Origin of the sequence: Treponema maltophilum ATCC 51939 (assembly GCF_000413055.1) — a bacterium.
In the GTDB taxonomy this organism is placed as follows: domain Bacteria; phylum Spirochaetota; class Spirochaetia; order Treponematales; family Treponemataceae; genus Treponema_C; species Treponema_C maltophilum.
This window is the reverse complement of record NZ_KE332518.1, coordinates 1,053,171-1,076,725: the sequence shown is the minus strand read 5'-3', so window position 1 is coordinate 1,076,725 and position 23,555 is coordinate 1,053,171. Positions and strand designations below refer to the sequence as shown.

Annotated in this window: 23 protein-coding genes and 1 tRNA gene; 2 read left to right on the top strand and 22 right to left on the bottom strand. The window is 48.7% G+C overall.

The window, feature by feature from the left end; translation table 11 throughout:
• Positions 1-21 precede the first annotated feature (21 nt).
• The 20 genes from HMPREF9194_RS04825 to HMPREF9194_RS04730 form a co-directional block, all read right to left on the bottom strand.
• Positions 22-94: transfer RNA gene (locus HMPREF9194_RS04825), tRNA-Phe, on the bottom strand.
• A gap of 49 nt (positions 95-143) precedes the next feature.
• Entirely contained in the window at positions 144-737 is a 594-nt protein-coding gene (locus HMPREF9194_RS04820) for a hypothetical protein (protein ID WP_016525256.1), read from the bottom strand.
• A 4-nt stretch (positions 738-741) separates the two neighbouring features.
• Positions 742-1,077 carry a hypothetical protein gene (locus HMPREF9194_RS04815; RefSeq protein ID WP_016525255.1) on the bottom strand — a complete coding sequence of 112 codons (336 nt, stop codon included), beginning with the start codon at positions 1,075-1,077 and terminating at the stop codon, positions 742-744.
• The gene (locus HMPREF9194_RS04810) at positions 1,058-3,034 is read right to left on the bottom strand and encodes a FapA family protein (protein ID WP_016525254.1); all 1,977 of its coding nucleotides are present in this window, start codon (positions 3,032-3,034) and stop codon (positions 1,058-1,060) included. Before HMPREF9194_RS04810 ends, HMPREF9194_RS04815 begins: the two co-directional genes overlap by 20 nt.
• Before the next feature lie 12 nt (positions 3,035-3,046).
• Entirely contained in the window at positions 3,047-3,835 is a 789-nt protein-coding gene (whiG, locus tag HMPREF9194_RS04805) for an RNA polymerase sigma factor WhiG (protein ID WP_016525253.1), read from the bottom strand.
• Positions 3,836-3,867: 32 nt separating this feature from the next.
• The gene (locus HMPREF9194_RS04800; protein ID WP_016525252.1) at positions 3,868-4,695 is read right to left on the bottom strand and encodes a hypothetical protein; all 828 of its coding nucleotides are present in this window, start codon (positions 4,693-4,695) and stop codon (positions 3,868-3,870) included.
• Between the two features lie 74 nt (positions 4,696-4,769).
• Positions 4,770-5,660 (bottom strand): MinD/ParA family protein, encoded by an 891-nt coding sequence (locus HMPREF9194_RS04795; protein ID WP_016525251.1) that lies wholly within the window; start codon positions 5,658-5,660, stop codon positions 4,770-4,772.
• An 11-nt stretch (positions 5,661-5,671) separates the two neighbouring features.
• The gene (locus HMPREF9194_RS04790) at positions 5,672-6,880 is read right to left on the bottom strand and encodes a hypothetical protein (protein ID WP_016525250.1); all 1,209 of its coding nucleotides are present in this window, start codon (positions 6,878-6,880) and stop codon (positions 5,672-5,674) included.
• Positions 6,870-8,954 carry a flagellar biosynthesis protein FlhA gene (gene flhA / locus HMPREF9194_RS04785; RefSeq protein ID WP_016525249.1) on the bottom strand — a complete coding sequence of 695 codons (2,085 nt, stop codon included), beginning with the start codon at positions 8,952-8,954 and terminating at the stop codon, positions 6,870-6,872. Before flhA ends, HMPREF9194_RS04790 begins: the two co-directional genes overlap by 11 nt.
• 11 nt (positions 8,955-8,965) lie before the next feature.
• Positions 8,966-10,066, bottom strand: coding sequence for a flagellar biosynthesis protein FlhB (flhB, locus tag HMPREF9194_RS04780; protein WP_016525248.1), 1,101 nt, complete (start codon positions 10,064-10,066; stop codon positions 8,966-8,968).
• Positions 10,063-10,851: a flagellar biosynthetic protein FliR gene (gene fliR, locus HMPREF9194_RS04775; RefSeq protein ID WP_016525247.1), complete on the bottom strand. Its 789-nt coding sequence runs from the start codon at positions 10,849-10,851 to the stop codon at positions 10,063-10,065. The genes flhB and fliR overlap by 4 nt, the downstream gene beginning before the upstream one ends.
• Before the next feature lies 1 nt (position 10,852).
• Entirely contained in the window at positions 10,853-11,125 is a 273-nt protein-coding gene (fliQ, locus tag HMPREF9194_RS04770) for a flagellar biosynthesis protein FliQ (protein WP_211209570.1), read from the bottom strand.
• Between the two features lie 17 nt (positions 11,126-11,142).
• The gene (gene fliP, locus HMPREF9194_RS04765) at positions 11,143-11,973 is read right to left on the bottom strand and encodes a flagellar type III secretion system pore protein FliP (protein ID WP_016525245.1); all 831 of its coding nucleotides are present in this window, start codon (positions 11,971-11,973) and stop codon (positions 11,143-11,145) included.
• Positions 11,966-12,625 carry a FliO/MopB family protein gene (locus HMPREF9194_RS04760; protein WP_016525244.1) on the bottom strand — a complete coding sequence of 220 codons (660 nt, stop codon included), beginning with the start codon at positions 12,623-12,625 and terminating at the stop codon, positions 11,966-11,968. Before HMPREF9194_RS04760 ends, fliP begins: the two co-directional genes overlap by 8 nt.
• 200 nt (positions 12,626-12,825) lie before the next feature.
• Positions 12,826-13,911, bottom strand: a complete 1,086-nt coding sequence (gene fliN / locus HMPREF9194_RS04755; protein ID WP_016525243.1) for a flagellar motor switch protein FliN — start codon at positions 13,909-13,911, stop codon at positions 12,826-12,828.
• Positions 13,904-14,938 (bottom strand): flagellar motor switch protein FliM, encoded by a 1,035-nt coding sequence (fliM, locus tag HMPREF9194_RS04750; protein WP_016525242.1) that lies wholly within the window; start codon positions 14,936-14,938, stop codon positions 13,904-13,906. The genes fliN and fliM overlap by 8 nt, the downstream gene beginning before the upstream one ends.
• Positions 14,939-14,952: 14 nt before the next feature.
• Positions 14,953-15,498: a flagellar basal body-associated FliL family protein gene (locus HMPREF9194_RS04745; RefSeq protein ID WP_016525241.1), complete on the bottom strand. Its 546-nt coding sequence runs from the start codon at positions 15,496-15,498 to the stop codon at positions 14,953-14,955.
• A gap of 29 nt (positions 15,499-15,527) precedes the next feature.
• Positions 15,528-16,247 (bottom strand): flagellar motor protein MotB, encoded by a 720-nt coding sequence (motB, locus tag HMPREF9194_RS04740; protein ID WP_016525240.1) that lies wholly within the window; start codon positions 16,245-16,247, stop codon positions 15,528-15,530.
• A gap of 2 nt (positions 16,248-16,249) precedes the next feature.
• Positions 16,250-17,032 (bottom strand): motility protein A, encoded by a 783-nt coding sequence (locus tag HMPREF9194_RS04735; protein WP_016525239.1) that lies wholly within the window; start codon positions 17,030-17,032, stop codon positions 16,250-16,252.
• Between the two features lie 166 nt (positions 17,033-17,198).
• On the bottom strand, positions 17,199-17,396 hold the full coding sequence (locus tag HMPREF9194_RS04730) for a flagellar FlbD family protein (RefSeq protein ID WP_016525238.1): 198 nt from the start codon (positions 17,394-17,396) through the stop codon (positions 17,199-17,201).
• A 166-nt stretch (positions 17,397-17,562) separates the two neighbouring features.
• Here HMPREF9194_RS04730 and HMPREF9194_RS04725 point away from each other — a divergent pair, with 166 nt between their 5' ends.
• Positions 17,563-19,695 carry an ATP-dependent helicase gene (locus tag HMPREF9194_RS04725; RefSeq protein WP_040846635.1) on the top strand — a complete coding sequence of 711 codons (2,133 nt, stop codon included), beginning with the start codon at positions 17,563-17,565 and terminating at the stop codon, positions 19,693-19,695.
• 167 nt (positions 19,696-19,862) lie between these two features.
• On the top strand, positions 19,863-21,665 hold the full coding sequence (locus tag HMPREF9194_RS04720) for a flavocytochrome c (protein WP_040846634.1): 1,803 nt from the start codon (positions 19,863-19,865) through the stop codon (positions 21,663-21,665).
• 91 nt (positions 21,666-21,756) lie between these two features.
• On the opposite strand, the gene HMPREF9194_RS04715 is transcribed toward HMPREF9194_RS04720, so the two are convergent.
• Both HMPREF9194_RS04715 and HMPREF9194_RS04710 read right to left on the bottom strand, forming a co-directional pair.
• Positions 21,757-22,584 (bottom strand): carbohydrate ABC transporter permease, encoded by an 828-nt coding sequence (locus HMPREF9194_RS04715; protein WP_016525235.1) that lies wholly within the window; start codon positions 22,582-22,584, stop codon positions 21,757-21,759.
• Positions 22,577-23,473, bottom strand: coding sequence for a carbohydrate ABC transporter permease (locus tag HMPREF9194_RS04710; protein ID WP_016525234.1), 897 nt, complete (start codon positions 23,471-23,473; stop codon positions 22,577-22,579). Before HMPREF9194_RS04710 ends, HMPREF9194_RS04715 begins: the two co-directional genes overlap by 8 nt.
• Positions 23,474-23,555 lie beyond the last annotated feature (82 nt).

Here is a 23,555-nt window from a genome sequence, read left to right as displayed (position 1 = left end):
GCCTTTATAAAGTCCTTTGCCTGCCGCCGGACAGAATCGAACTGTCGACACATGGATTTTCAGTCCATTGCTCTACCGACTGAGCTACAGCGGCATAACGTCGTATATAATACACTGTTGCCTTATTTGTGTCAACCGCTTTTTTACCGAGTCAAATAAAAATCCACGATAAATTGTACTTGCGCGATGGGCAGTTTGAGCCGCTTTGAAATATCGTCGACCGCCATGCCGTCTTCGTAGAACCGCATAACGCTTTTTTCCACCGTTGTTTCGTTTTTCGGACTCGAAATAACTTCCGGCTCCGCCCGCTCTATCGGCTCTGCGGATTCTGCCGGTTCTCCGAACTCTTCGGGGACGCGGTACGCTTCAAAATCGATCGAAAGCTGAACGCCGCTTTCATCGTCCGCGCGCTTTTGCATGTTTTGATATTTTTTTACCGGCGAAAGTTTTTGTAAAACCCGCTCTTCGCGCGCACGCTCTTTTTGATCTTTTTGCAAAAAGTTCAACCGCTTGTCGGCGGCATCCGTCAAAGCTTTTAAATCGCGGATGCGGCTGTCTATGAGCGTAATATTTTGGTCGGTTGTCCGATTTATTTCGATAAGCAGTTTATTCACTTCGTCTTTAATGTCGTGCAGCATAACCTCGGCCGAAAAGGTCTTTTTAAAGCGCGCAAAAAAAACGAACCACAGCGTTAAATTGATAACCGTTACAATAATCAGCAATACCGTCTGCGCCATATTTTTACCCGGAAATATCGATGTGCTGTCCGAGACGGGGATCTTTAATCACTTCAAATACCTTGCCGTCGTCTTCCGCTTCGTTTTCGCCGCGTTTTTTTTTGTCTTTTTGTTCCTGCGTGTCGGGAGCGCTTTCCTTATCGTTTTTTACGCCGGCAGGCCCTTCGTCATAGCCGGCGGCGGCTTCGACGGCTTCGCGTTTTTGCTGTAATCGCTTGGTTTGTTCTTCCTGCTGAATGGCGTTTTGCAGCGGAATTCCCTGCTGCTGAAACGCGACGGTTTTCGACACATTGCCCAGTTGAGAATAGAGGGTTTGCAGGTCAATTGGTTGAATACCCATCGGGACTCCGCTTTGCGTCGGCTTCCGACGGCGGTTCGTATTTACCGTAGCGGATAAAGCCGTTTTCGTAAAAGAAGGTTACCGCCTTCGATTCGTTGCGTACTTCTTCTTTTACATCGCGAATAAGAATTTTAACGCCGGCATATACCATGCCCGAAACGGAAACCTTTCCCACAACCTTCAGCTCGCGTAAGCGCGTCTGCAAGTCTTGAATTTCTTTTGTCATTTCTTCGGTTTCGGCGTGAATGTCGCTTTGGCGCGCGATAAGCGCGTTCAGATTTTCTTCTTTTTCGTGCGAAAGCGTCCGGCGCACCTTCTTTTGGTTTTGCAGCGTTTGAATGTTCAATTCAACTTCGTCCAATTCTTTTGCGCGCGCATCCTGGGTCGCAATCAATTCGTCGAGCCGTTTTTTCGCCTTCGGATCAAAGCCGACTTCGAGAATCGTTTCGCTTCCGCCCGTGCTGTTGCCGACGTTTTTAGCGTATATTTCTTCGGTAGCGAATATGTGCCCGCCGATAATGCTTGCGCGTTTTCCCTGCACGAGCACTTTTTTGTTCGCCGTAACGGTTGAATTGATAATACCGTCCTGCACGATGATAAATTCTTCCGCTTCGACCGTGCTGTTTTGAATGAATTTCGCCCACAACGATTTGCCGGCTTTTACAAACCCCTTGTCTTTGCCCATGATACCCTGCGATATGACAATATCGCCGTTATCGGATTCGAGCCGGCAGCTTCCGACACTGCCGCGCACTTCGATATTGCCGGAGGCATGCACGTCGAAACCGTCTTCGACATTGTGCTTGACGATAACCGTTCCCAAAAAGGTAATATTGCCGGTTTTTATATTGACGGCGTCCAGCTCCATAACCGGTTCAACGGTGATTTTGTCGTTTACCAAAAGAACCTGCCCGTTGACGGCGGCGAGTACGGTGCGGCCGTCCGTATCGAGCGTAACGTTTTTTCCGAGCGGAATGTGAATGTCTTTGCCGTTTTTGGCTTCCAAATAGCGGCCGAAAAGCGTTTTACCGCCTTTTCCGCGTTCGGCGGGAATTTTCTGAGCGAGCGTTTGCCCCTCGATAACGTTTTGAATAAGGTTCAGCTCTTTAAAATCGACTTGGCCGGATTCGCTTTCTTTAATTCTGAGTTTTGAGCGGTCTGTTTCAAAATTGTACGCAATGTAGGCGTCCCTGCCGTCGACCGGCGGAATGCCTTCGGCAACGACGTACGGCGTTCCGTACACGGGCTTGTCGACAAACGAATCGATGTATTCTTTGTTTATGCCGACGACGACACGCTGACCGTCGAGCATTTTCAGTATGCGGTCGGCCGAAATTTCGGCGCCGCCGATAGCCGGAGCCGCCGCAACAATCGACGCTTTCATTTCGTCGGCGCTTATATCCACGTAAAAAGTCGCGTCTCCCGCCTGATTGTGCGAATACAGCCCGACGGGAATATACTCTCCGCCCGAGCCTTTGGCAACCGCCTTTTTGATGACGCTTTCTTCAACCGAAAGCGTATCCGATCGTTTTATTTTTGCCATAACGCTTTCGAAATCGACGGGCGCTCCTTTGCCGACCGGCGGAATGACTTTTAGATTGATCTGCGAGCCGAAATAATGCACGTAGAAAATTCCGTCCGCGTCTTTCGGCTTGCCCGAATCTTCGAATGCACCGGCAAGCATGTCTTTGTTTGTTTTCTTTTTTGTATTTTTATGCGTCAGCGAAGAATTTTCATACGCGCGGATAAACCACGGCGTTTTCATTAATCCGGCAATGCCTTTAAAGCCCTGCTCCAAAACTTCGTATTCCAAGAACATGGGGCGGGTTTCCAGCTGAGAAGCCGCGTCTGCTAACGCTTCATCCAAGGTGTCGGCCCGCACGTCGACATAGCGCAGATTTTTTTCCTGCTCAAGCAACTGCTCCATATCGGTTCTGATGGTTTCAAGCGTAATCACGGCAACCTCGCTTTACATAATTCCCTTGCGAATATTCGTAAGCTTTGCGCGTAAGCGGGTATTCGCGCTCGCATGCAGCTGCGATATGCGCGATTCGCTTACCTGCAAAACCTGCCCTATTTCTTTAAATGTCAGATCTTCGTGGTAATACAAGACAAGCACCATTTTTTCTTTTTCGGGAAGTTCGTTTATCGCTTCGGTAATAACGCGCTTTATTTCTTCGCGTTCCACGATAACGTCGGGGTTTAAGCTCGACGGGGATTCTATGCTGTCGCCGATCGACATTTTGTCGGAGTCCTCTCCCGAATACCACACGTCGTTCAGCGAAAGCACGCTCGTGCCCGACACTTTAAGCATTGCATGATGAAAATCGTCGAGGCTCATATTCATAGCCGCTGCGATTTCCTCATCGCTGGCGGTACGCCCCAAACGCGATTCAAGTTCGACAATCGTATCTTCGATTTCGCGCGACTTTTGCCGTACGGAACGGGGCACCCAGTCCATTTGACGCAATTCGTCGAAGATGGCGCCGCGTATGCGGGTTACGGCATAGGTTTTGAATTTGACGTTTTTTTCCGGATCGAATTTATTGATCGCGTCGAGCAGACCGAATTGACCGAATCCGACCAAATCGTCGAATTCGACATTCCCGGGCATGCCGACGGCAACCTTGCCGGCAACGTATTTTACGAGCGGCATATACTGCCGTATAAAAGCGTCGCGCAGTTGGATCGATTCGGTTTTTCTGAATTCAATCCAAAGCTCCTCTTCCGTTTTTTGCTCAAAAAGCGACATCCCCATTTTCCACACCCTTTATCATCATATATACGCTTTTATGTTTCGTTATGCAAAGCCGTTCGTATGGCGGCGGCTATATTTTTCGCATCGCTTAAATCGACCGAAGCGTTCCTCTGCATCGATCGGGGCTGAAAGTCGTCGGAAGAGTTCCCGAACGAAAAATCGTCGCCTCCATCGTCGGCATAGTGTTCCTGCGGCGTAAAGCCCTCCAAATCGGGAAGCGTATCGAGCACGCTATCGCCGCCGGTATTTTCGTCAAGCGTCGCCCCTTGTGCAGCATCGGAAGCCCCTGCATCCGGACTATCCGCGCCGGCTTGGCCGTTTCCGGTCCCGGCGGAAGCGGCTGAAGGTGTAACCGGAGCGCTTTCGGCTGACGACGCGTTTTTTTGCGGCGGCGTTTTTCCCAAGTCATACGGAACAAAGTCGTCCCGAACGGTTTCGTGCGGCACGGTTTGCGCGTCGAGTCGAGAAGGAGTTTCGGTTTCAGCCGTTTTAGCAGCCTCGGTTTCGCTTGCGGCCGCCTTTTTATCTCCGTCTTCTTTATACGGATTCGTTATGCCGCTTCCGACGATAAAATCGGGGGCGGTATCGGTGTCGGGAAGTTCCGCATCGTCAAGCGTTATGTCGACGACGCTGCCGGCCGGCGAAGATTTTACCGCACCGGAGGGAGCTTCGGTTTGTTCTTCGCCGAGAAACCGCACGTATAAAAACCTGACGCCGCTGATTAAAAGGGCGGAAAAAGCGGCCGACAGCAGAGCCCGCAGCAAAATAATCAAAAAATCGACGCCGCCGATTATTCCCGCAATAAACGATACGGCAAAACCCGCCGCCGCTCCGATTACTGCGGTTTTAAGGTTAAACACTGTCCCCTCCGATACTAGATTAAGCCAAAAAAGCCGTAAGGTCAAGTCCTTGTTTTAAATAGCGCGGCTTTCCGTTACCATTTGCGTCGTATTTTTCTGAAAAAGCGCGCAAAGCCTTCTTCGGTATCCAGTTTTGTTTTTTCGATACGGCCGACAATGTGCTTTATGCACATGGAACATTTTGCGTTCGGCTGGGAAATCAAAAAAGGCTTTTGCCGCAGCACGGAAGATGAAACGGCCGGATCGTCGTAAATAAAGCCCAAATAGTCTATTTGATAATTCAAAAATTGGCCTACAATCGTTATAATGCGTTCGGCAACCCGCTTGCCCTCGGAGGCCGAATGGGCGCGGTTTACCAAAAGCTTTAAGTTCGGTCTGTTGTCGAGCATTTCGGTTGCAATGATTTTTATGATACCGTAGGCGTCGGTAATGGACGTGGGTTCCGGAGTCGTAACGACGTACACTTCATCGGCGGCCGTAAGCAAGCCCAAAACATTTTGCGCGATACCCGCACCCGTGTCGATAATGATAATGTCGGCGCTGGACAGTGTCGTAAATTCGGAAGCGAAAAAATCCATTTCCGCATTCGTAAGATTCGCTATGCGTGAAAAGCCGTTTGCACCGGGAATAAACTGAAAGCCGAATTCCGTATCGGTGATAATTTCGGCTATGCGGCGGCGATTGTTTATAACATCCAAAAGATTCGCCTTAGGTGATATACCCAGCAAAACGTTTACGTTCGCCATGCCCAAATCGCCGTCGATAAGAATAACGCGCTTGCCGTTTTGCGCATAGGCGATCGCCATATTGACGGCTATGTTCGTTTTTCCGACGCCGCCCTTCCCGCTCGTAACGGCGATAATGCGCGTTTTGTTTCCGTTAACGACTCTTTCGTTTTGATACGGCGCGCCCGTTTCCAAGCGGCGCTGCATCATTGCCCGTAATTCGGATGCTTGATCTTCCATAATTTACTTTCCTAACCTTTCGGCAAAAATTTTCCGTCTATGTGTTCCCGGTCTATTTTAAAGTCCGCCAGCTGTATAAGCATGCGCACGGCATTCGCTTTTTCAATGTCGCGCGGTACGCGCTGTCCGTCGGTAAAATACGCCAACGATTTTCCCTTTTCGTCCATAACGCTGATAATGCTTCCTATGCAGTCGGTTTCGTCCATTTTGGTTATAATGAGCGCATCGTAACCGAAAATCTCGTACTGCTGCAAAATCGTGCGCAAATCGCTGACCTTTGTCGATGCCGAAACGGCTAAAAAAACGTGCGGCCGAATTCCTTTAAAGTCGAGCACTTTGCGCATTTTCGCAAGTCCTTCATAGTCTTTCGGACTGTGTCCGGTTGTGTCTACAAAGATAATATCGACATCGTTTGAATATAAGCGCAACAGTTTTTGCATATCTTCGCTCGAATCGGCGATCGAAACGGGAACGCCCATAATGCCGCCGTATGTTTCAAGCTGATTATGGCCGCCGATGCGGAAGGCATCGGTCGTAATGATGCGCACGCGCTGCACGGAAGAGTCCACCGTCCCGCCCTTGACAATATAACTTGCGGCAAGTTTTGCAACCGATGTCGTTTTTCCCACGCCCGTAGGACCTACGAGCACGATAACCTGCGGGAAAGACGTGTAATTCGTATCGGCTATTTTAATGCTTTCGCCTATCCAATCGACCGCCGACTTTTGCACTTTTTCAAAGTCGTCCAAATCTTCCAACGAATACTCTTTGCGGATTTTTTCGATTATATTTTTTATGTACGCGCCGGTAAATTCGTTTTTGCGCATCAATTCCTGAATTTTGCTTACGGTCGGATGTTCGTCGTTTTGCACGGCCGTTTTTTCGTCAAGGTCGCGGCGCAAAGAACGTATTTCGTCCAAAACAAGTTTCATTTGCGGATTTGAAAAATCTTTGCCCGCTTCGAGAATCTTGCGCCGTTCTTCTTCAAAATTTAACGGCGCCGACGCTGCAGGCATCCGGTACGCGGAAGGCGGCACCGGCGTATACGTTACTTCAAACTGCTTTTTTTTCAAAAAGCCGAAAAAGCCTTCCGGAGCGACTTCTTCCCGGCGAATAATCTGATAATCCCTGCCGTAAATGTCGCGTATTTTTTTAACGCAATCCTCATATGAATCTCCGCGCATAACCGACGGCATTTGCGAAGCACTGTTAAACGCCAACTTTTATCTCTCCTAAATTGTCAAGTTTTATATCGTTTACGATTTCGGGAACCGACAGTACAACAAGGTTGGGCATTTCGCGCTCCGTGCTGACTTTTACCAATATGCGCGCTTCTTCGGGGCACAAAATAACGGGCATAAAACCCTTGCCCTGAACGGATGCAACCGAAGCGCTTACGGCGGCAATCCATTCGTGCTGCAGCGCCGGTTCCAAGCCGGCAATAGGGCCGTTCACCGTGTCTACGCGGCTTGCAACCAGTTTTTGCAAAAAATCCGGGGCAATCGTAAGCACATGCATCGTGCGGTTTTCGTCGGCATACTGCAGACAGATTTGCCGCGCCAAAGCCTGCCTGACTTTTTCCACGAGTATGTCCGTCTTTTTCGTTACCGGACCGAAATCGGCGAGCGTTTCGAAAATCGCAACCATGTTGCGGATGGACACTTGTTCGCGCAAAAGCCCCTGCATGACTTTTTGAATTTCTCCCATGTTAAAAAGTTTGGTAACTTCTTCGACAACGGCCGGATACTCTTTTTTAAGCGTATCGACAATAGACTGAATTTCCTGCCTGCCGAGGATTTCGGCCGCATGCGATTTTATCAGTTCGGTTAAATGCGTTGCGATTATCGTCGGCGGATCGACAACCGCATAGCCTGCCCGCTCGGCCCGTTCGCGGTCGACTTCGGAAACCCAAATTGCCGGAAGGCCGAATGCGGGATCCGTCGTCGGTTCACCCGCTATTTCTTCGGTTACCGCGCCGGTGTTCATGCACATGTACCAGCCCATACGGATGCGGCTTGAACCGACGGCCGCTCCTTTTATCTTAAAGCAGTATTCGTTCGGGCTGAGCTGCATATTGTCGATAATTCGTATGGGCGGCACCACCAAGCCCATATCCAAAGCCGATTCGCGCCGTATGCGCGTAATGCGTTCCAAAAGTTCGGCGCCCTTTTCTTTATCGACGAGCGGAATGAGGGCAAAGCCCAATTCCAGCGACAGCGGATCAAGCGGCACCACGGGGCTTATATCGGCGACGGGACCGCCCTGCGTTTGGCGGCGCTCGGTTTCCTTTGCAAGTTTTGCGGCAAAAGCGCTCGCCTGCTTTAACTGCAATTTACGGGCAATGTAAAAAAGTGCCGCTCCCATCGGAACAAGCACGTACCACGGAAAGCCGGGCAAAAACCCGATAAAAGCCATCGTAATGCTTGCAACATAGTAAATCCACGCATTTTGCGAAAACTGCCTGCTTAATTCCCGCCCCATCGACGACTTTCCGTCCGATGCCGTGCGGGCGACAATAAGGCCCGTCGCGACGGAAATAAACAAAGAAGGAATCTGCGAAAGCAATCCGTCGCCGATGGTAAATTTCGCATAGGTTTGTACGGCTTGGCCGAACGGTTCCCGGCGCAAAACCATGCCGAGAATAATACCGACAAAAAGATTTATAATCGTTATAAAGATACCGACTTTTACGTTGCCGGACACGAACTTGGTCGCACCGTCCATAGAACCGTAAAAGTCCGCTTCGCGCTGTATTTCAAGTTTTTTGACGCGCGCTTCATCTTCGGTTATGGCACCCTGATTGTATTCGGATTCGACCGCGGCCTGTTTCATCGGCATGGCGTCCAGCGTAAACCGGGCGGCAACTTCGGCGATGCGCGTCGCTCCCTTTGTAATAACGAGGGCTTGAACCGCAATCAATACGATGAATATAACCAAGCCGATGACGAGCCCCTGCGTGCCGCCCGTACCGACGACAAAGGTTCCGAACGCCGTTATAAGTCTGCCGTCGAATTGCGCGCCCTTGGTCAATATGAGCCGCGTCGAAGAAACGTTCAGCGCAAGGCCGTACACGGTCGAAATAAGCAGCATCATCGGAAACGACGAAAAATCGATGGCGCGCGGCGTATACATGACGATGAGCAGGATAAGCAGCGACAGCAAAAAGTTGGTCGCCATAAGTACGTCCAACAACATCGTCGGCAGGGGAATAATAAGCATAAAAACGATGGCGACGACGGCAACGGCTATCGCAACATCGGGAATATCTTTAAAAAAACTTCTTTTTTCCGCCATCTCCCCACCCGTTAAATCTTTTTCCCCTTCATAGCATATATTTTTCCGAGTATCGTTGCAAGAACGGTATAATACGCCTCAGGTATTATATCACCGATTTCCGCTTCCGCATAGAGGGCGCGCGCAAGCGGCCGGTTTTCGACCATGGGAACATCGTTTTCGCGCGCTACTTCTTTTATGCGCTGCGCAAGCAAATCCTGCCCCTTTGCCGTTACCATCGGTCCCTGCATAACTTCTTTGTCGTACAAAACGGCGACGGCAAAGTGGGTCGGGTTCGTTATAACCACATCGGCTTTTGCAACGTTGTCGCGAATATTGCCCTGCATAAGGCTGCGCATAAATTGACGCAATCGGCTTTTTACGAGCGGATCGCCTTCCATCGTTTTGAATTCTTCTTTGACTTCCTGCTTCGTCATTTTCATCGATTCGATAAACTGACGGCGCTGCACCAGATAGTCGGGAACGGCAATCGCCAAAAAAATAAGAGCGGCGACAATCAGAATTTTTGCCGTCATAAACGCAATGTGCGTGATGCCGCTCCACAAATTGATATTGAGCATTGCAAGCAGGTTCGGCAAATCGTTTTTTATCGTTATATACGCGGCGACGAAAATCACGACGACTTTTAAAAGCGATTTGAACACGTTGAACGCGCCTTCAACCGAAAAAAGCGTTTTGCGGAAATACTCGCCGAAATGCGGCAACACTTTTGAAAATTTGGGTTCTATCGGTTTTGTCGAAAAAATAAAGCCCCTGTTTTGAATAAGGTTCGACGCAAGGCCGGCGACCAAAGCGCTTAAAGAAATCGGCAGCACCATTTTAATAAAGTAGTAAAAAAACGTGCGCACCAAAAGGGGTGTAAGCTGCGATTCGGTACAGCGGTCAAAATAAAAACGGATTATGCCGATGCTTTGCTTAAAAAGCCACGGCGCAAGGATGATGACGGTTAAAGCGGGCAAAAGCATAACGAGGGCGCCGTTCAATTCCTGACTTTTTGCAACGCGGCCTTCTTCGCGGGCTTTTCGCAGTTTGTACTCGGTAGGCTGTTCGGTGCGCCCCTCATCTTCCGCGGCAAACCACTGCAAATCTATTCGGAACAAGTCGGTACTCATATGCTTTGCCCCGTGACGGCAAACAAGCGTTCAAGGTTCGCAAAGGCCGCGTCGAACAAGCGTATAAAAAAATCGGCCATGTACGGCAAAAGCACCGTCAATAAAAAAAAGGCGACCAAAATCGTAATGGGAAGGCCTTCCGACAAAAGGTTCATCTGCGGAGCGGCCTTCGATAAAATTCCCATGCAGACGGCGATCAAAAAAAGCGTGCCGACCATGGGCAGTGCGATAACCATGGCGTCAAAAAAAAGTTTTGAAAGACCGCGCAGCAAAAATGTTAAAAAATCGCCGCGATGCGCAACAAGGGTAAAAGCGTTTAAACTTTGAAAACTGTTCAAAATACCGGTTAAAAACAGTTTTTGAAAACCGCCCGTCTGCAAAAACAGCACAAGCGCGATAAGGTTCAAATACTGTCCCATCAGGGGGTTTTCTATTTGAGAAAGCGCGTCGTACACTTCCGAAGCGCCGAAACCCATTTGGTAGGTGAAAAATTGCCCGGCCGAACTGAACGCGGCAAACAACATGGAAATATAAAAACCGCTTATAACGCCGAGCATAATTTCGCCGATTAAAATAAACAGATACTCCAAGCCGAACGGATCGATGTTCCAACCTTGGGCATAGGCAAAGGGAAGCACCAAAAAAGCCGCGTAAAACGCCAACGCGACCCGCGCCGGACGCGGAACGGCTCCCGATGCGACGAGAGGAAGCGTTAAAAACAAAGCCATGCAGCGGCCCGCGACAAGCAAAAAAGACGGCGCGCGAGCGACGATTTCGTTCAGCATATCAGCGGGTTATATTGCCTATCATCGTAAAAATATTTATCGTATATTGCCGCATGGAAGAAAACATCCACCCGCCGAGCAGGGCGAGTACGACCAAAATCGCCGCCAATTTGGGCACAAAGGTCAGCGTCTGCTCTTGAATTGATGTCGTCGCCTGAAAAATCGCCACGATAAGTCCTACGATGAGCGCCGCTCCCAATACGGGAGATGCGAGCAATAAAATCTGAAAAACGCCGTCGCGCAGTAGGGTAACAATCGCTCCTAAAGACAAAATCCCCCTCCTTAAAAAAATTACGGTATAATCGAATTAAACAGCTGCTGAGTCAGCAAGCCCCAACCGTCAACAAGGATGAATAAAATCAATTTAAACGGCATCGAAATTTGTACCGGCGGAAGCATAATCATACCCATGGACATAAGAATGCTTGCCACAACCATGTCGATTACAATAAAGGGAATGTATAAAAGTATACCGATACGGAATGCGACGGTTAATTCGTGCAAAATAAAAGCCGGAATAAGCGCATAGGTGGGCACGTCGGCAAGCGTTTCGGGCTTTTCGAGTTTTCCCATCGACATAAAAAGCGAAATATATTCGGTATTGTTCGCCATTTGCTTATACATAAAAATGCGCAAAGGAGCTTCGGCTTCGCTGAACGCGCGCTCTATCGGAATTTGTCCGTCGGAAAGCGGTTTAAACGAATTGTTGTATATTTGCGTAAACGTCGGCCACATAACAAAGAGCGTTAAAAAAAACGCAATGCCGTTCAGCACCGAAGTCGGCGGCACTTGCTGAAGCGAAAGCGCGCGCTTTATAAAATCAAGGACGATCGAAAAGCGCAAAAAACAGGTAACAAGCAGCAAAATGCTCGGCGCGAGGGTTAAAACCGTAAGCAAAAGCAAAAGCTGCACGTAAAACGACACTTCCTGTCCCGTTTGCGCGCGCCGTATTTGCACGTCTATTGCGGGAAGCTGAACGGGAGTTACGCCGGACGGCATTTGCGCCCTTCCCTGCACGCTGCGTTCAGGGAAATTTTGACTTCCCGCCGCTTGCTGCGCACAGAGCGCCGTACAGGCAAAAAAGACGGCGGCAAACATGCAGACGCGGCAAAACTTATTCATTGCCGTCTCCTTTTTCAAACCGCCGGCGCTGCTTTTTCAGCACGTTTTCGGTTTGCTTTGCCGTCGCCGTAAAAGCCGCCAAAATGCCCGCAAAATCTTTCGGTTTTTCGGAGGGAACTTTGTCGGCTTCCAAAATCAGCCGGTCGACCAGCTCTGTGTCGGTAATTTCGCCGATAAGGTTTACCGACGATTCGCCCGTGCCGACAAGCCAGGCCTTGCCCGGCATCGTAATAACGTGAACGGCTTTGCCCGGAGCGAGCGTAAGCGAAACCGCTCTTTTTAAAAACGGATTTTCAGGCGAACGCTGCGTAAAACCTTTTTTCAAAAAGTATACGAGTACATAGATACAGACGATAACGAGGGCGAGCACGAAAATCATGCGGATAAAAAGCCACAACGTACTCGGGGCGCCGCCCGATACGGAATCGGGGGCACTTCCGGTATTGATAAGCAAATCTTTTTCGGAATTTTTCAGCGATTGTGCGCTCGACGCGGATGCACCTTCGCTCCTCGTCCCCGCGGCGCCCGCGCCTTGACGGTCCGCTGCGACATTGTTTGCAGCGACCGCACTTGCACCGTTTGAGTCTGCACTTTGCGTACCGGAACTTTGCGCGCACAACGCGGCGGCACACAATATAAAAAGCGCACACATAAAAACGCGGAACGTTTTATACGTTTTTTTTGAGATATTCGTAATCAGCCCCCCACCCGGATATTTTAGGAAACCTCTAAAAACTGCAGTTTTTAGAGGTAACTTTGAAAATGCGATGTTTTAACTCGCGATAATACAGCGAGTTAAAACTCGGCGACATCTCGGAGAAATCGCCAAAGGCGAGTTTTTCGAGATGTCCCTTAGCGCAAATCGCTCACCCTTTCAATCGGTGCAAGAATCTCGGTAACGCGCACGCCGAAGTTTTCATCGATAACGACGACTTCGCCCTTTGCGATCGGTTTATGGTTTACCAAAATATCAACCGGTTCACCCGCGAGTTTATCAAGCTCTATAATCGTACCCTCGCCCATGCCGAGGATTTCTTTTATCTGTTTTTTCGTACGGCCGAGTTCTACGGTCATTTCCATGTATACGTCCATGATAAGACCGATATTGCCCTGCTCCATCGTACTGACGGTTTGTTGCAGCGACGGATACTGAACCGACTGAACATTCGGAATATTCATGCCCGGAACACCCGACTGCCCGCTTCCCATATCGGAAGCGGGAACGCCTGAGCCCATGCCGCCCAAACCCGCAAGCTCGGAAGGAGAAAGGGTTGCCGCAGTTTGAGGGGCGGCCGAAGGGCTTAAAGCCTTTATAATGCCCGCAGCGGCTTCGCTCGAAAACGCTTCCCATATCGTGTAATCGGTACCATCAACCGAAACGGGGTACGAAAAAACGGGAAAGGTATCCTGCGGAAAGCGCACCATCGCCTTGGGCACATGCAAAGCTTCGGCCGGACGCGATGCCAAACCGGGCAGTTTTCCCGTCGAGCTTAAATGCGTAATTTGCGTACCTACCTGCTGGGCTATCGCTTCGGAAATAACCGAAAGCGCCATTTCGTCCAATTCGGGAGCGGTTTCCTTATTGACGAGCGACGTTATTTTTTTTGCCAGTTCGGGATCCATTAAAAACAAATGATCGCCGGTAAGGCCGGCGGAAAAATCGGTCATAACGGCGACAACCATTTCCGGCAGTTTTTTTAAAACATCGTCGCGGGTCAGCACTTCTACAATCGGCTTTTGAATTTTAAAATCGGCCCCGGTCATCGTTTTAAGCGAATTGGAAAAAGTCCCGACGGTTTCCGCCGCAAAATTGCCGAGGGTCGCGGTATCAAGCGATGCCGCAGGGAAAGAGCCGGCCGGAGCACTTCCTCCGCCGCCCATATCTACACCTGCCAACAGAGCATCTATTTCATCTTGAGAAATGGCGCCGTCACTCATATGCTTCTTCTCCTTCCACCGATAATTCTTCGAATTCTTCGGTTTCGCTTTGGTCTATTTTCCCGATAACCTGTACGGCCATTTTTTTGCCGATAACACCGGGCTGACAGTAAAACTTCTTTTTATTGCCCACATTAAGCGTAAGCGGATCGCCTACCCTTATATTTGATAATCGGACGATATCGCCCACTTTTAAAGTTAAAACGTCGCGGATCGGAAGGTCGATCGAACCGATTTCGGCGACCACGTCCATATCGACCGACGACAGTTTTTCTTTTAACACGCCCAAATACTGCGTGGTCGAACTTCTGCGCACGGACGAAAACCAAAACTGCGACGACAGTTTGGAAATAATCGGCTCAATCGTAATATACGGAATGCAAAAGTTCATCATGCCTTCTTCTTCGCCGATCTTCGTTTCGAGCGTTACCAAAACGACCATTTCCGAAGGCGGAACTATTTGCGCAAACTGGGGGTTCGTTTCGATTTGTCCCAAGCGCGGGCGCAAATCGATAACCTGTGTCCATGCTTCGCGCATATTCGCCAAAATACGCACGATAATGCCTTCCATAACCGATTGTTCGATATCGGTAAGGTCGCGCTGCACTTTCGAAGCTTGCCCCTGTCCGCCGAACAGACGGTCTATAATCGAAAAAGTAATCGCAGGGTCGATTTCCAATATGGCGTTTCCCTTTAAAGGATCCATATTGATGACGGCCAAAGTCGTCGGAGTCGGAATCGAGCGGATGAATTCTTCGTATGTAAGCTGATCGACGGAAGCGACGTGAACGTGTGCCATGCTGCGCAACTGGGCCGAAAGTGCCGTCGTCGTAAGACGTGCAAACGTTTCGTGCATAATCGAAACGGTGCGGATTTGTTCTTTAGAGAACTTATCCGGGCGCTTAAAGTCGTATATTTTGATTTTGCGCGTATCGTTAACCGGCTTGAATTCCTCCGTTTCGGAATCACCGGAACTGATAGCCATCAGCAGCTGATCAATCTCATCCTGCGATAAAACTTCATTCATTGCCTAACACCTTTTCATTGCTCCACCACTTCGAATTTCAAAAAACGTACATCGCGTATGGAAGACGAAGTCAATATATCGTTGATGTCGTTTTTTATTTCGAGTTTGAGCATATCCTCGTTTTGGGGGCGCAAGTCGACCGCTTTTTTGCTCGAAAAATACTTGCGCAGGTAATCCTGAATTTCGACCGTACGCGCCGTAATTTCGTTCGAAGCGACCTTATCGTCTTTTTTATACCCCAAAACGACATTGACTATAACGCTTGCGGGCACGGTATCGACGGTTTTTGCACGCACATCCGGCAAAGAACGGTACCATTCGTATTCGGGCCGCTTGGGCTGGTATTCCTGCGATACGGGAACCGCCGTCGTCGAAGGAGTATTTGAATTGATAATCGACATGGTAATAACGACAACCGTTACGATAAGAATAATGGCGCCGACGGCAATCGCCGCCCATTTTAGAATAGTCGGCAATAAGCCGCCCATCTTTCCGCCTTTTTGAGAAGATGCGCTACCGGTATTCTCGCCGTCATCAAAGTTTAAATCGTCATCAGCCATAGCAGTTAACCTCGCTTAATATAGTATCATTAAAAATGACCTTCGTCCAGAATTATTATATCGACGCGCCGATTATAAGCGCGGCCCTCGGGCGTATCTTCGGCCGCCTTAGGCTGCGTGTCGCCGTAGCCGACAACGTAAAAGCGCCTTTCGTCCGCTCCGAAATCGGCCAAATAGTGCAGCACGTTTATGGCGCGCGCAGCCGAAAGTTCCCAATTACTCGGCCACAGTGCCGGATCGGGTGCGACCGAATCGGTATGCCCTTCTATTCTGAATTTGCGGTCTTTTAACTCGCTCAAATTGAAAAACTGCGCCAAGCGCAGCAATGTGTCCCGTGTTTCGTCTATAAGCAGTTCGGCGCTGTTTTCTCTAAAAAAAGCGTCGGACGCGAGCGTTATAACAAGGCCGCGCTCATCGGCCGTAACCAAAATCTTATTGCTGTGAATTTCGGGGGCAAAAACGGTGGTCGCTTTTTTTACGGCAAGACCGAGCACTTTTCCTTTTTCCAAAGCCGGCAAAGAGGTAACCGTATTTCCCAAATCGGCAAGGCGGCCCGAAGAAAGCGACATACCGCCTGAAGTCGGATCTCCCTGCAGCGCCACGGTCAGCTGAGCAAGCTGAATTTCGTCTATTTCCGTAGGATTAAAAAGCGCGACGAAAAAACACAGCATCAGCGTAATCATATCGCCGTATGTTTCAAGCCACGCTTTAGACGCTTTAGGTGTCTGCTTTCTTTCCTTTTTTGCCATGCTCAGTCCTTCAGCACATCCGCTTCAACGGACTTTCTCGTCTGCGGATCAAGATAGGTAAGCAGCTTCATCGCCAAAATACGCGGGTTGTCTCCGGCTTGAATGGAGAGAACGCCTTCAATGACCATTTCTTTCGTTTGAATTTCCAAACCGTTTTGATATGCCAGTTTATTCGAAATAGGAGTTAAAAACATGTTTGCCAATAACGAACCGTACAGCGTCGTAACCAAGGCGATGGCCATATTCGGTCCGATCGAACTTTTATCTTCAAGTTTGCCCAACATACCGATAAGCCCGATAACCGTACCCATCATTCCGTACGAAGGCCCCAAACCGGCCCACTGCACCATCATGCCGATCCAATCCATATGGCGCCCTTCTATGCGGTTCAATTCGTTTTCCATAATCGTGCGGATAACGGCGCCGTCGGTTCCGTCTACGACGAGGCGTAAGCCCGACTTCATAAACGGATCTTCCAAGTCTTCCAACCCTTCTTCCAGCGCAAGAATGCCTTCGCGGCGGGCTTTTTCGGATAGGGCGACCATGTTCTGCACCAGCGCTTTTCCGCCGAAATCGGGGGTTTTAAAAATCTTTCCCATAATTTTGAACATGGCAAAAACCCTGTTCATCGGAAAACTCAGGAGCATTGCAAAAAATGAACCGACGATAACGAATATAAGAGAAGGCACGTCCCAAATGCCGCCCAAACCGCCGCCCGAAGAAAGCACCGAAAAAACGAGAGCTGCAAGACCCCCCGCAATGCCTAAAATACTCGCTATATCCATCAGTTCCTCCCATAAAAACTTTTGCAGAAAGCGTCAGCTTCCGAAAAAGTTTTTATCCGTGCGTGCGGATGCACGCACATATAATATGCGAGCTTTGCCGTGCAAACTCGCGATAAAAAGCGATGACGCTATTTCAGGCAGCGCTTTTTATCAGTTCCTCCCGTTATTACAATTCATTTTTAAATGCGCCGATAAGGCGGCGGTATGCAATGATTTTTTCAATCATATCCTCGGCGCTGTTGCGCACAACCAGCTTTTTGCCGGACAGCATAACCAGCGTTACATCGGGATTTTTTTCCATATACTCAATTTGATGCGGATTTATCCAATACGGGCTCCCATCCAAACGCATAACTTCTATCATACTATTGTCTACGCCAACTCCCTGACAGTCAAGTACTTAACGGCACTTTGCCGCAATTTTCGGAATAAAAAAACCGCCTTACTATTATATCGGAGTTTATTTTGATAAGATGAGCGCAAAATGCGGCGGCTTGCACAGCGCTCCGATTTTACGTACAATACCGCTTATGCGTGAAGACGAACTGAAACGGGAATTGAACGGCGAACAGCTGAAAGCGGTACAAAAAACCGAAGGCGCGCTTTTGATTATAGCCGGAGCGGGAAGCGGCAAAACGCGCGTCATTACCTACCGCATCGCGTGGATGCTCGAACGCGGAATTCCGCAAAGCCAAATTCTTGCCCTCACCTTTACAAACAAAGCCGCAAAAGAAATGGCCGAACGCATAAAAGAACAAACGGGCAAAAAACTGCAAAACTTAACCGTTTCGACCTTTCACGCATTCGGCGTGCGTATTTTGCGCGGCGACATAGACAAGCTCGGCTGGCGCGACAATTTTTCGATTTACGACGAAACCGATAAGGTGCAGCTGATTAAAGAAACGGCGCGCGAATTAAAGTTTTCCGTCGATGCTTTGGACGCGTATAAAACCGCCAATTTATTTTCAAACATAAAAACGGGGCGCGCCGATTGGAAAAGTGTAAACGATATGTACCGTCCGCTCTACGAAGAATACCAAAAAGGACTCAAGCTGTACAATGCGGTTGACTTTGACGATTTAATCGTGCTGCCGATAAAACTTTTTAAAGAACATCCCGACGTGCTCGAACGCTACCGGCAGCGGTATAAATACGTTATGGTCGATGAGTTTCAGGACACGTCCTTTCAGCAATATTGCCTTATGCGCCTGATTGCCGATAAAAACGTTGCGGTTGTCGGAGATGACGATCAGTCGATATACAGCTGGCGCGGTGCAAACTACGAAAACATACGCATGTTCGAAAAAGATTTTCCCCACGTTGAAGAAATCCGTTTGGAACAAAACTACCGCTCCACCGAAACCATTTTGGCGGCCGCAAACGGCGTTATTTCGCACAATACGAACCGCAAAGATAAAGAGTTGTGGTCGGGCAACGGCAGCGGAAAACCGATTGAAATTTACCTTCCCGAAAACGAAGCGGCCGAAGCCGATTTTATCGCCGAAAGCATACAGGGCTTGTGCGCAAACGAACGGAAAACTTACGGCGACTTCGGCGTTTTGCTGCGCGCAAACACGCAAAGCCGCGCCATAGAAGAAGCGTTTTTGGCATCGGGTATTCCGTACACGATGAGCGGCGGCACAAGCTTTTTTCAGCGCAAAGAAATTAAAGACATTATAAGCTATCTTCGCGTATGCACGAACTACAACGACGACATAAATCTTTTGCGCATTATAAATACGCCCCGGCGCGGCATCGGCAGAAAAACGATCGAAAAGCTCAACGCAATCGCCGCGGAAAAAGATTGTCCGCTGTGGGAAGCGATCGAAACGTACATCGCGCACACAAAAACGCCGGGCGCATCCGTTCCCGGTAAAAGCGGCGATTCGGCGGAGGAACGCGAAAACCTGCTTTTTGACGGCGACGACATACCTTCGTTCCAAGTGCCGGGCAAAGATTTTGCCGCAGCAAACGAAGGAAAAACGGAAAAAGAGTCGGATAAAAATTACGGCGCGCTTGAAGAATTTTACGATTTTATCGTTGCGCAACGAAGCGCTTTGTTGGGAAGCGGCAGCCTTTCAAAAAAGGTGCGCGCCTTTGTCGAAACGCTCGATTATTGGAGCTATTTGGTAAGCGAATATCCGAAAAACGAAAAAGCCGCGCGCTACAAATTTTTGAATATAGAATATCTTATCGATTCCATAGAAACGTGGGAAAACAACCCCGACACAACCGATTCGGGCTTGTATGCGTGGCTGAACCGCATTACCCTTTTGTCGCGCGACGACATGGAAGAGGATTCGCTTTTGGGCAAAGTCAACCTGATGACGATTCACGCTTCCAAAGGTTTGGAATTTCCCGTTGTGTTTATCGCCGGCTGCGAAGACGGCCTTATACCGCATGCGCGCAGCCTCGAAGACGGCGAAGGCGGGATCGAAGAAGAAAGGCGCCTGTTCTACGTCGCGATTACGCGCGCGCGGGACAAACTGTTTATTTCGTCGTGCGGAAGGCGGCGCAAAATGCAAACGGTTGTCGAATGCGCTCCCTCGCCCTTTTTGGACGAAATTCCGCAAAACCTCGTCGAATACCACGAGGCGCCGCAGGAATTAAGCGGCGAAGCGGCCGCCGCCATGTTCGCAAAAATCAAAAGTAAGTTCATTTGACAAAACAAAAAAGTTCTGATACCTTTTATTATGGTTTCTAATTGTTTTATAGATAACCTTATATTTTATTTATTCTAGGAGGAAAAATGCAAACCGCAAAAAAATTATTTGTATTTTTCATTGCAGCTGCCTGTATCACAACAGTGCTTTTCGCAAAGGGAAGCAATATGAAAGCAGGCACCTATACCGAGACGGTAAAAGGTATGAGGGACGGATTGACCGTTGAAGTAAAACTTTCAAAAACAAAAATTGAAAGCGTTACGGTAAAATCGCACAGTGAAACGCCCGGCATTTCCGATGCCGCAATAAGTTCCGTTCCCGCAGCAATCGTCAAACAGCAAAGCCTTTCGGTAGACACCGTTTCCGGCGCAACGATGACGAGCAACGGAATTTTAAATGCAGTTGAAGCGGCGATTAAAAAAGCCGGCGGAAATCCGGCCGATTTTAAAACCGCTAAAAAGACGGCTTCCGCCGCGCAGGATAAGCACTACGGCAGCACGCCGCCGGCAAAATGGGACGAAACCCATGACATTATCGTCGTAGGCGGAGGCTTCGCGGGTCTTGCGGCTGCTCACAGCGCCAAGACAAACGGTGCAAAAGACGTTGTGCTTATCGAAAAAATGCCCTTTGTCGGCGGAAACTCGCAAATCAACGGCGGCGTGTACGCCGCTTATACGAGCAAGCTTGCCGCGCAGTTCCAAAAAGACATGAACCTGCCGCCCGATACGGCCGAAAAGCACATCGCCGACACGCTTAAAGGCGGCGACTACATGGGCGATGAAGCGCTGGTAAAAAACATGGTGTACGGTTCTCCCTTTTATTTGAATATGCTTTTGGATAACGGTTTGCAAGTACGCAAAAGCTTAACGCGTCCGGGCGGGCACTACGGCTACCGCACCTACACGACGATCAACGGACAGGGCTCCGACATTGTTCAGGTTCAAAAGAAAATGGTTGAAAAAGCCGGCGTGCCGATTTTGGTAAACACCAAAATGGTAACGATTTACCGCGAAAAGCCGCTTTCGGGCAAGGTCGTCGGTATCGGCGTCGAAACGAAAGACGGCTTTAAAAGCATGAAAGCGACCAAAGGCGTTATTTTAGCGACCGGCGGTTTCAGTGCCGACGTTCCGATGCGCTCTCGCTATGTTCCCATGCTGACCAAAGAATTGCCCACGACAAACCATGTAGGCGCAACCGGTGAAGGCATTACGCAAGCTCAGGCAATCGGCGCCGAAATTATGCACATGTCTTACATTCAACTGTATCCGTTCGCAAATCCGAACGGAGGCGTTTTGGACGCATGGGCGGTTATTCCCTTTTCGGGCCCCAGTTCCGGTGTCGTATACGTTGACTACAAGGGCGAACGCTACGTAAACGAAGGCGAGCGCCGCGACGTATGTTCGAACGCCGCCAAAAACTCGGGCGGATTCCCGACCTTCTGCATCATGAATGAAGAAATCGTAAAAAAAGGCGGATTCGTTACCCCCGAACAGCTTAAAAGCGGCATGGCGGCCGACAGAATTTTCAAAGCCGATACGCTTGAAGCTTTGGCTGCGGAAATCAACAAGCGCACCTATGAAGGTAAAAAAGTTTCGATTCCCGGCACAAACCTTGCCGCAACGATCGCCAAACACAACGGCTACGTTAAAAACGGCGCCGATCCCGACTTCGGCAAAAGAATCGATAAGGGTATTATGATGACCATGGAAAGCGGTCCTTATTACGCGATTCCGCAATGGCCTTCCGTTCACCACACGATGGGCGGTTTGAACATTACCCCGAAAACCGAAGTGCGTGATATTTACGGTGAAGTAATTCCCGGCTTATTCGCCGCAGGTGAAATTACCGGCGGTATCCACGGTACAAACCGCCTCGGTTCCAACGCCGTCGCGGACTGCTGTGCAAACGGCTACATCGCCGGCCAATACGCCGCAACCGGTACCCTGCCCAATTTTATCAAAGGTAAATAAAGCTTTATAACTAAAGTTTAATATTCGGCACCGATCGGGAAACGGCAAAAAGCACTTAAGTTTTTGCACCGTTCCTTTATCGGTGCTTTTTTTATTCCTTTAAAGCGCCGGCAAGAATTCCCGAAATAAAATACTTTTGCAGCAATACGTATATGATGATGACCGGCACGGTCATAAGGGTGGCGCCCATGGCCATAAGCGGAATGTCTCCGACATATTTGCCCTGAAAGTACGCCATTCCGACCGGAAGCGTTCTTAAATTTTCTTTGCTTATCAAAACCAACGCTAATAAAAATTCGTTCCATGTCCAAATAAAAAAGAAAACCGCACATGCAATTATCGCGGGCATAATTAAAGGCGCGATGATTTTCCACAAAATAACCCAAGTATCGGCACCTTCAATTTCAGCAGATTCCAATATCGCATGCGGCAAAGCGTTCAAATTGGCAGACATAAAAAATACGCCGAAAGGAAGGGACAGGGCTATTTGCGCCAAAATAAGACCGGTACGAGTATTCAGCAAATGCAGCGAAAGCATATGATAATACAGCTGAATAATGACGACTTCCATGGGAACGGCAAGGCCGAACATAAAAAGCTTTAAAATAATTTTTTTGCTTTTAAGCGAAAAAAAGACCAACGCATAAGAAGTCATTAAAGATAATACTATCGACATAACGACTACGGGAATTACGACTATAACCGAATTTTTATAATAGGTCCCGAAATGCCCCTGCTCCCACGCTCTGTTGAAATTTCCGAACTGCCACACCTGCGGCAAACCGAAAACGTTTTGCGCGAGTTCCGCCTTTGTTTTAAAAGACACAAACCAGGTAAAGATTAAAGGCGTCAAAGCAAAGACAAGCACTAAAGTCAAAAAAAGATAGGTAATAATTTTTAAAGAAATCTTTTTATTCATAGCTCCTCTTTTTAATGACTTTATCGATAAGGAAAGAGCCCAGCGTAATAAAAATGAGCAGATATATGGCAATGGAAGCCGCGTACCCCAAACGGTCGTATTGGAACGCGTTTTTGAATACATATAAAGATATAACCGAAGTTGCGTTTCCCGGACCGCCTTTAGTCATAACATATATAAGGTCGAAGGTCTTTAAAGCCTGAATAAACAGATAGGTAAAAACGACGCTTATCTCGCCGCGTAAAGAAGGCAAAGATATATAAAAAAACTTTCTCCAAAAACCGGCTCCGTCCAAGGCTGCAGCTTCAAAAAAAGATTTCGGGATCCGCTTATAGCCTGCTAAAAAAATAACCATCGCGAAACCGTAGTTGACCCATATTCCCGTAAAGCCGACGGCATGTATTGCGGTTTTTGTACTTCCCAGCCATGCCTGTCCCGAATTGTCAAAGCCGGCTAAAACCAAAAGCCGATTTAAAATGCCGAATACGGGATTATAAATCCATTTCCATATAACACCGACAACAACCAAAGACAGAATCTGCGGCATAAAAAATGAAACTTCAAAAAGTTTACCCGCTTTCGGATTGCTTATTTCAAAAACGGTTGCCAAAATTAAGCCGAAAATTCCCGGAACAACCATCATGTAAAAAATCATAATGCCGTTGTTTTTCAGCGACAACCAAAACAACTCATCTTTTAAAAGTTCCGCATAATTTGCAAACCAAACGAAAGTCCGCTCGGAAGTTGTCGGAAAGGTAAAAAACGAAGATATAAACGTTTTTGTTACGGGTATAATAAAAAAGCAAATATATATTACAAGTGCAGGCAAAAGATACAAAAAGCCTTTCGGTTTATTGTCAAACAAACTGCGCGATACAAATCTTCGCATACATAAGTCCCCGTGCCGGGTCGAAGAAACCGTTTCAAAAGTCGGATGCTTTTTTGACAGCCCCTTCAACCGCAGTTTCCGT

What these genes read in the sequence shown, in the direction of transcription:
- HMPREF9194_RS04735 (WP_016525239.1), bottom strand. Translation starts at nt 17,032, where the DNA reads ATGGATATAGCGAGTATTTTAGGCATTGCGGGGGGTCTTGCAGCTCTC.
- fliM (WP_016525242.1), bottom strand. Translation starts at nt 14,938, where the DNA reads ATGAATGAAGTTTTATCGCAGGATGAGATTGATCAGCTGCTGATGGCT.
- motB (WP_016525240.1), bottom strand. Translation starts at nt 16,247, where the DNA reads ATGGCAAAAAAGGAAAGAAAGCAGACACCTAAAGCGTCTAAAGCGTGG.
- HMPREF9194_RS04715 (WP_016525235.1), bottom strand. Translation starts at nt 22,584, where the DNA reads ATGAATAAAAAGATTTCTTTAAAAATTATTACCTATCTTTTTTTGACT.
- HMPREF9194_RS04720 (WP_040846634.1), top strand. Translation starts at nt 19,863, where the DNA reads ATGAAAGCAGGCACCTATACCGAGACGGTAAAAGGTATGAGGGACGGA.
- HMPREF9194_RS04725 (WP_040846635.1), top strand. Translation starts at nt 17,563, where the DNA reads ATGCGTGAAGACGAACTGAAACGGGAATTGAACGGCGAACAGCTGAAA.
- HMPREF9194_RS04815 (WP_016525255.1), bottom strand. Translation starts at nt 1,077, where the DNA reads ATGGGTATTCAACCAATTGACCTGCAAACCCTCTATTCTCAACTGGGC.
- HMPREF9194_RS04730 (WP_016525238.1), bottom strand. Translation starts at nt 17,396, where the DNA reads ATGATAGAAGTTATGCGTTTGGATGGGAGCCCGTATTGGATAAATCCG.
- flhA (WP_016525249.1), bottom strand. Translation starts at nt 8,954, where the DNA reads ATGGCGGAAAAAAGAAGTTTTTTTAAAGATATTCCCGATGTTGCGATA.
- HMPREF9194_RS04820 (WP_016525256.1), bottom strand. Translation starts at nt 737, where the DNA reads ATGGCGCAGACGGTATTGCTGATTATTGTAACGGTTATCAATTTAACG.
- fliN (WP_016525243.1), bottom strand. Translation starts at nt 13,911, where the DNA reads ATGAGTGACGGCGCCATTTCTCAAGATGAAATAGATGCTCTGTTGGCA.
- HMPREF9194_RS04710 (WP_016525234.1), bottom strand. Translation starts at nt 23,473, where the DNA reads ATGCGAAGATTTGTATCGCGCAGTTTGTTTGACAATAAACCGAAAGGC.
- fliR (WP_016525247.1), bottom strand. Translation starts at nt 10,851, where the DNA reads ATGCTGAACGAAATCGTCGCTCGCGCGCCGTCTTTTTTGCTTGTCGCG.
- fliP (WP_016525245.1), bottom strand. Translation starts at nt 11,973, where the DNA reads ATGAATAAGTTTTGCCGCGTCTGCATGTTTGCCGCCGTCTTTTTTGCC.
- HMPREF9194_RS04760 (WP_016525244.1), bottom strand. Translation starts at nt 12,625, where the DNA reads ATGTGTGCGCTTTTTATATTGTGTGCCGCCGCGTTGTGCGCGCAAAGT.
- whiG (WP_016525253.1), bottom strand. Translation starts at nt 3,835, where the DNA reads ATGGGGATGTCGCTTTTTGAGCAAAAAACGGAAGAGGAGCTTTGGATT.
- HMPREF9194_RS04745 (WP_016525241.1), bottom strand. Translation starts at nt 15,498, where the DNA reads ATGGCTGATGACGATTTAAACTTTGATGACGGCGAGAATACCGGTAGC.
- flhB (WP_016525248.1), bottom strand. Translation starts at nt 10,066, where the DNA reads ATGAGTACCGACTTGTTCCGAATAGATTTGCAGTGGTTTGCCGCGGAA.
- HMPREF9194_RS04795 (WP_016525251.1), bottom strand. Translation starts at nt 5,660, where the DNA reads ATGGAAGATCAAGCATCCGAATTACGGGCAATGATGCAGCGCCGCTTG.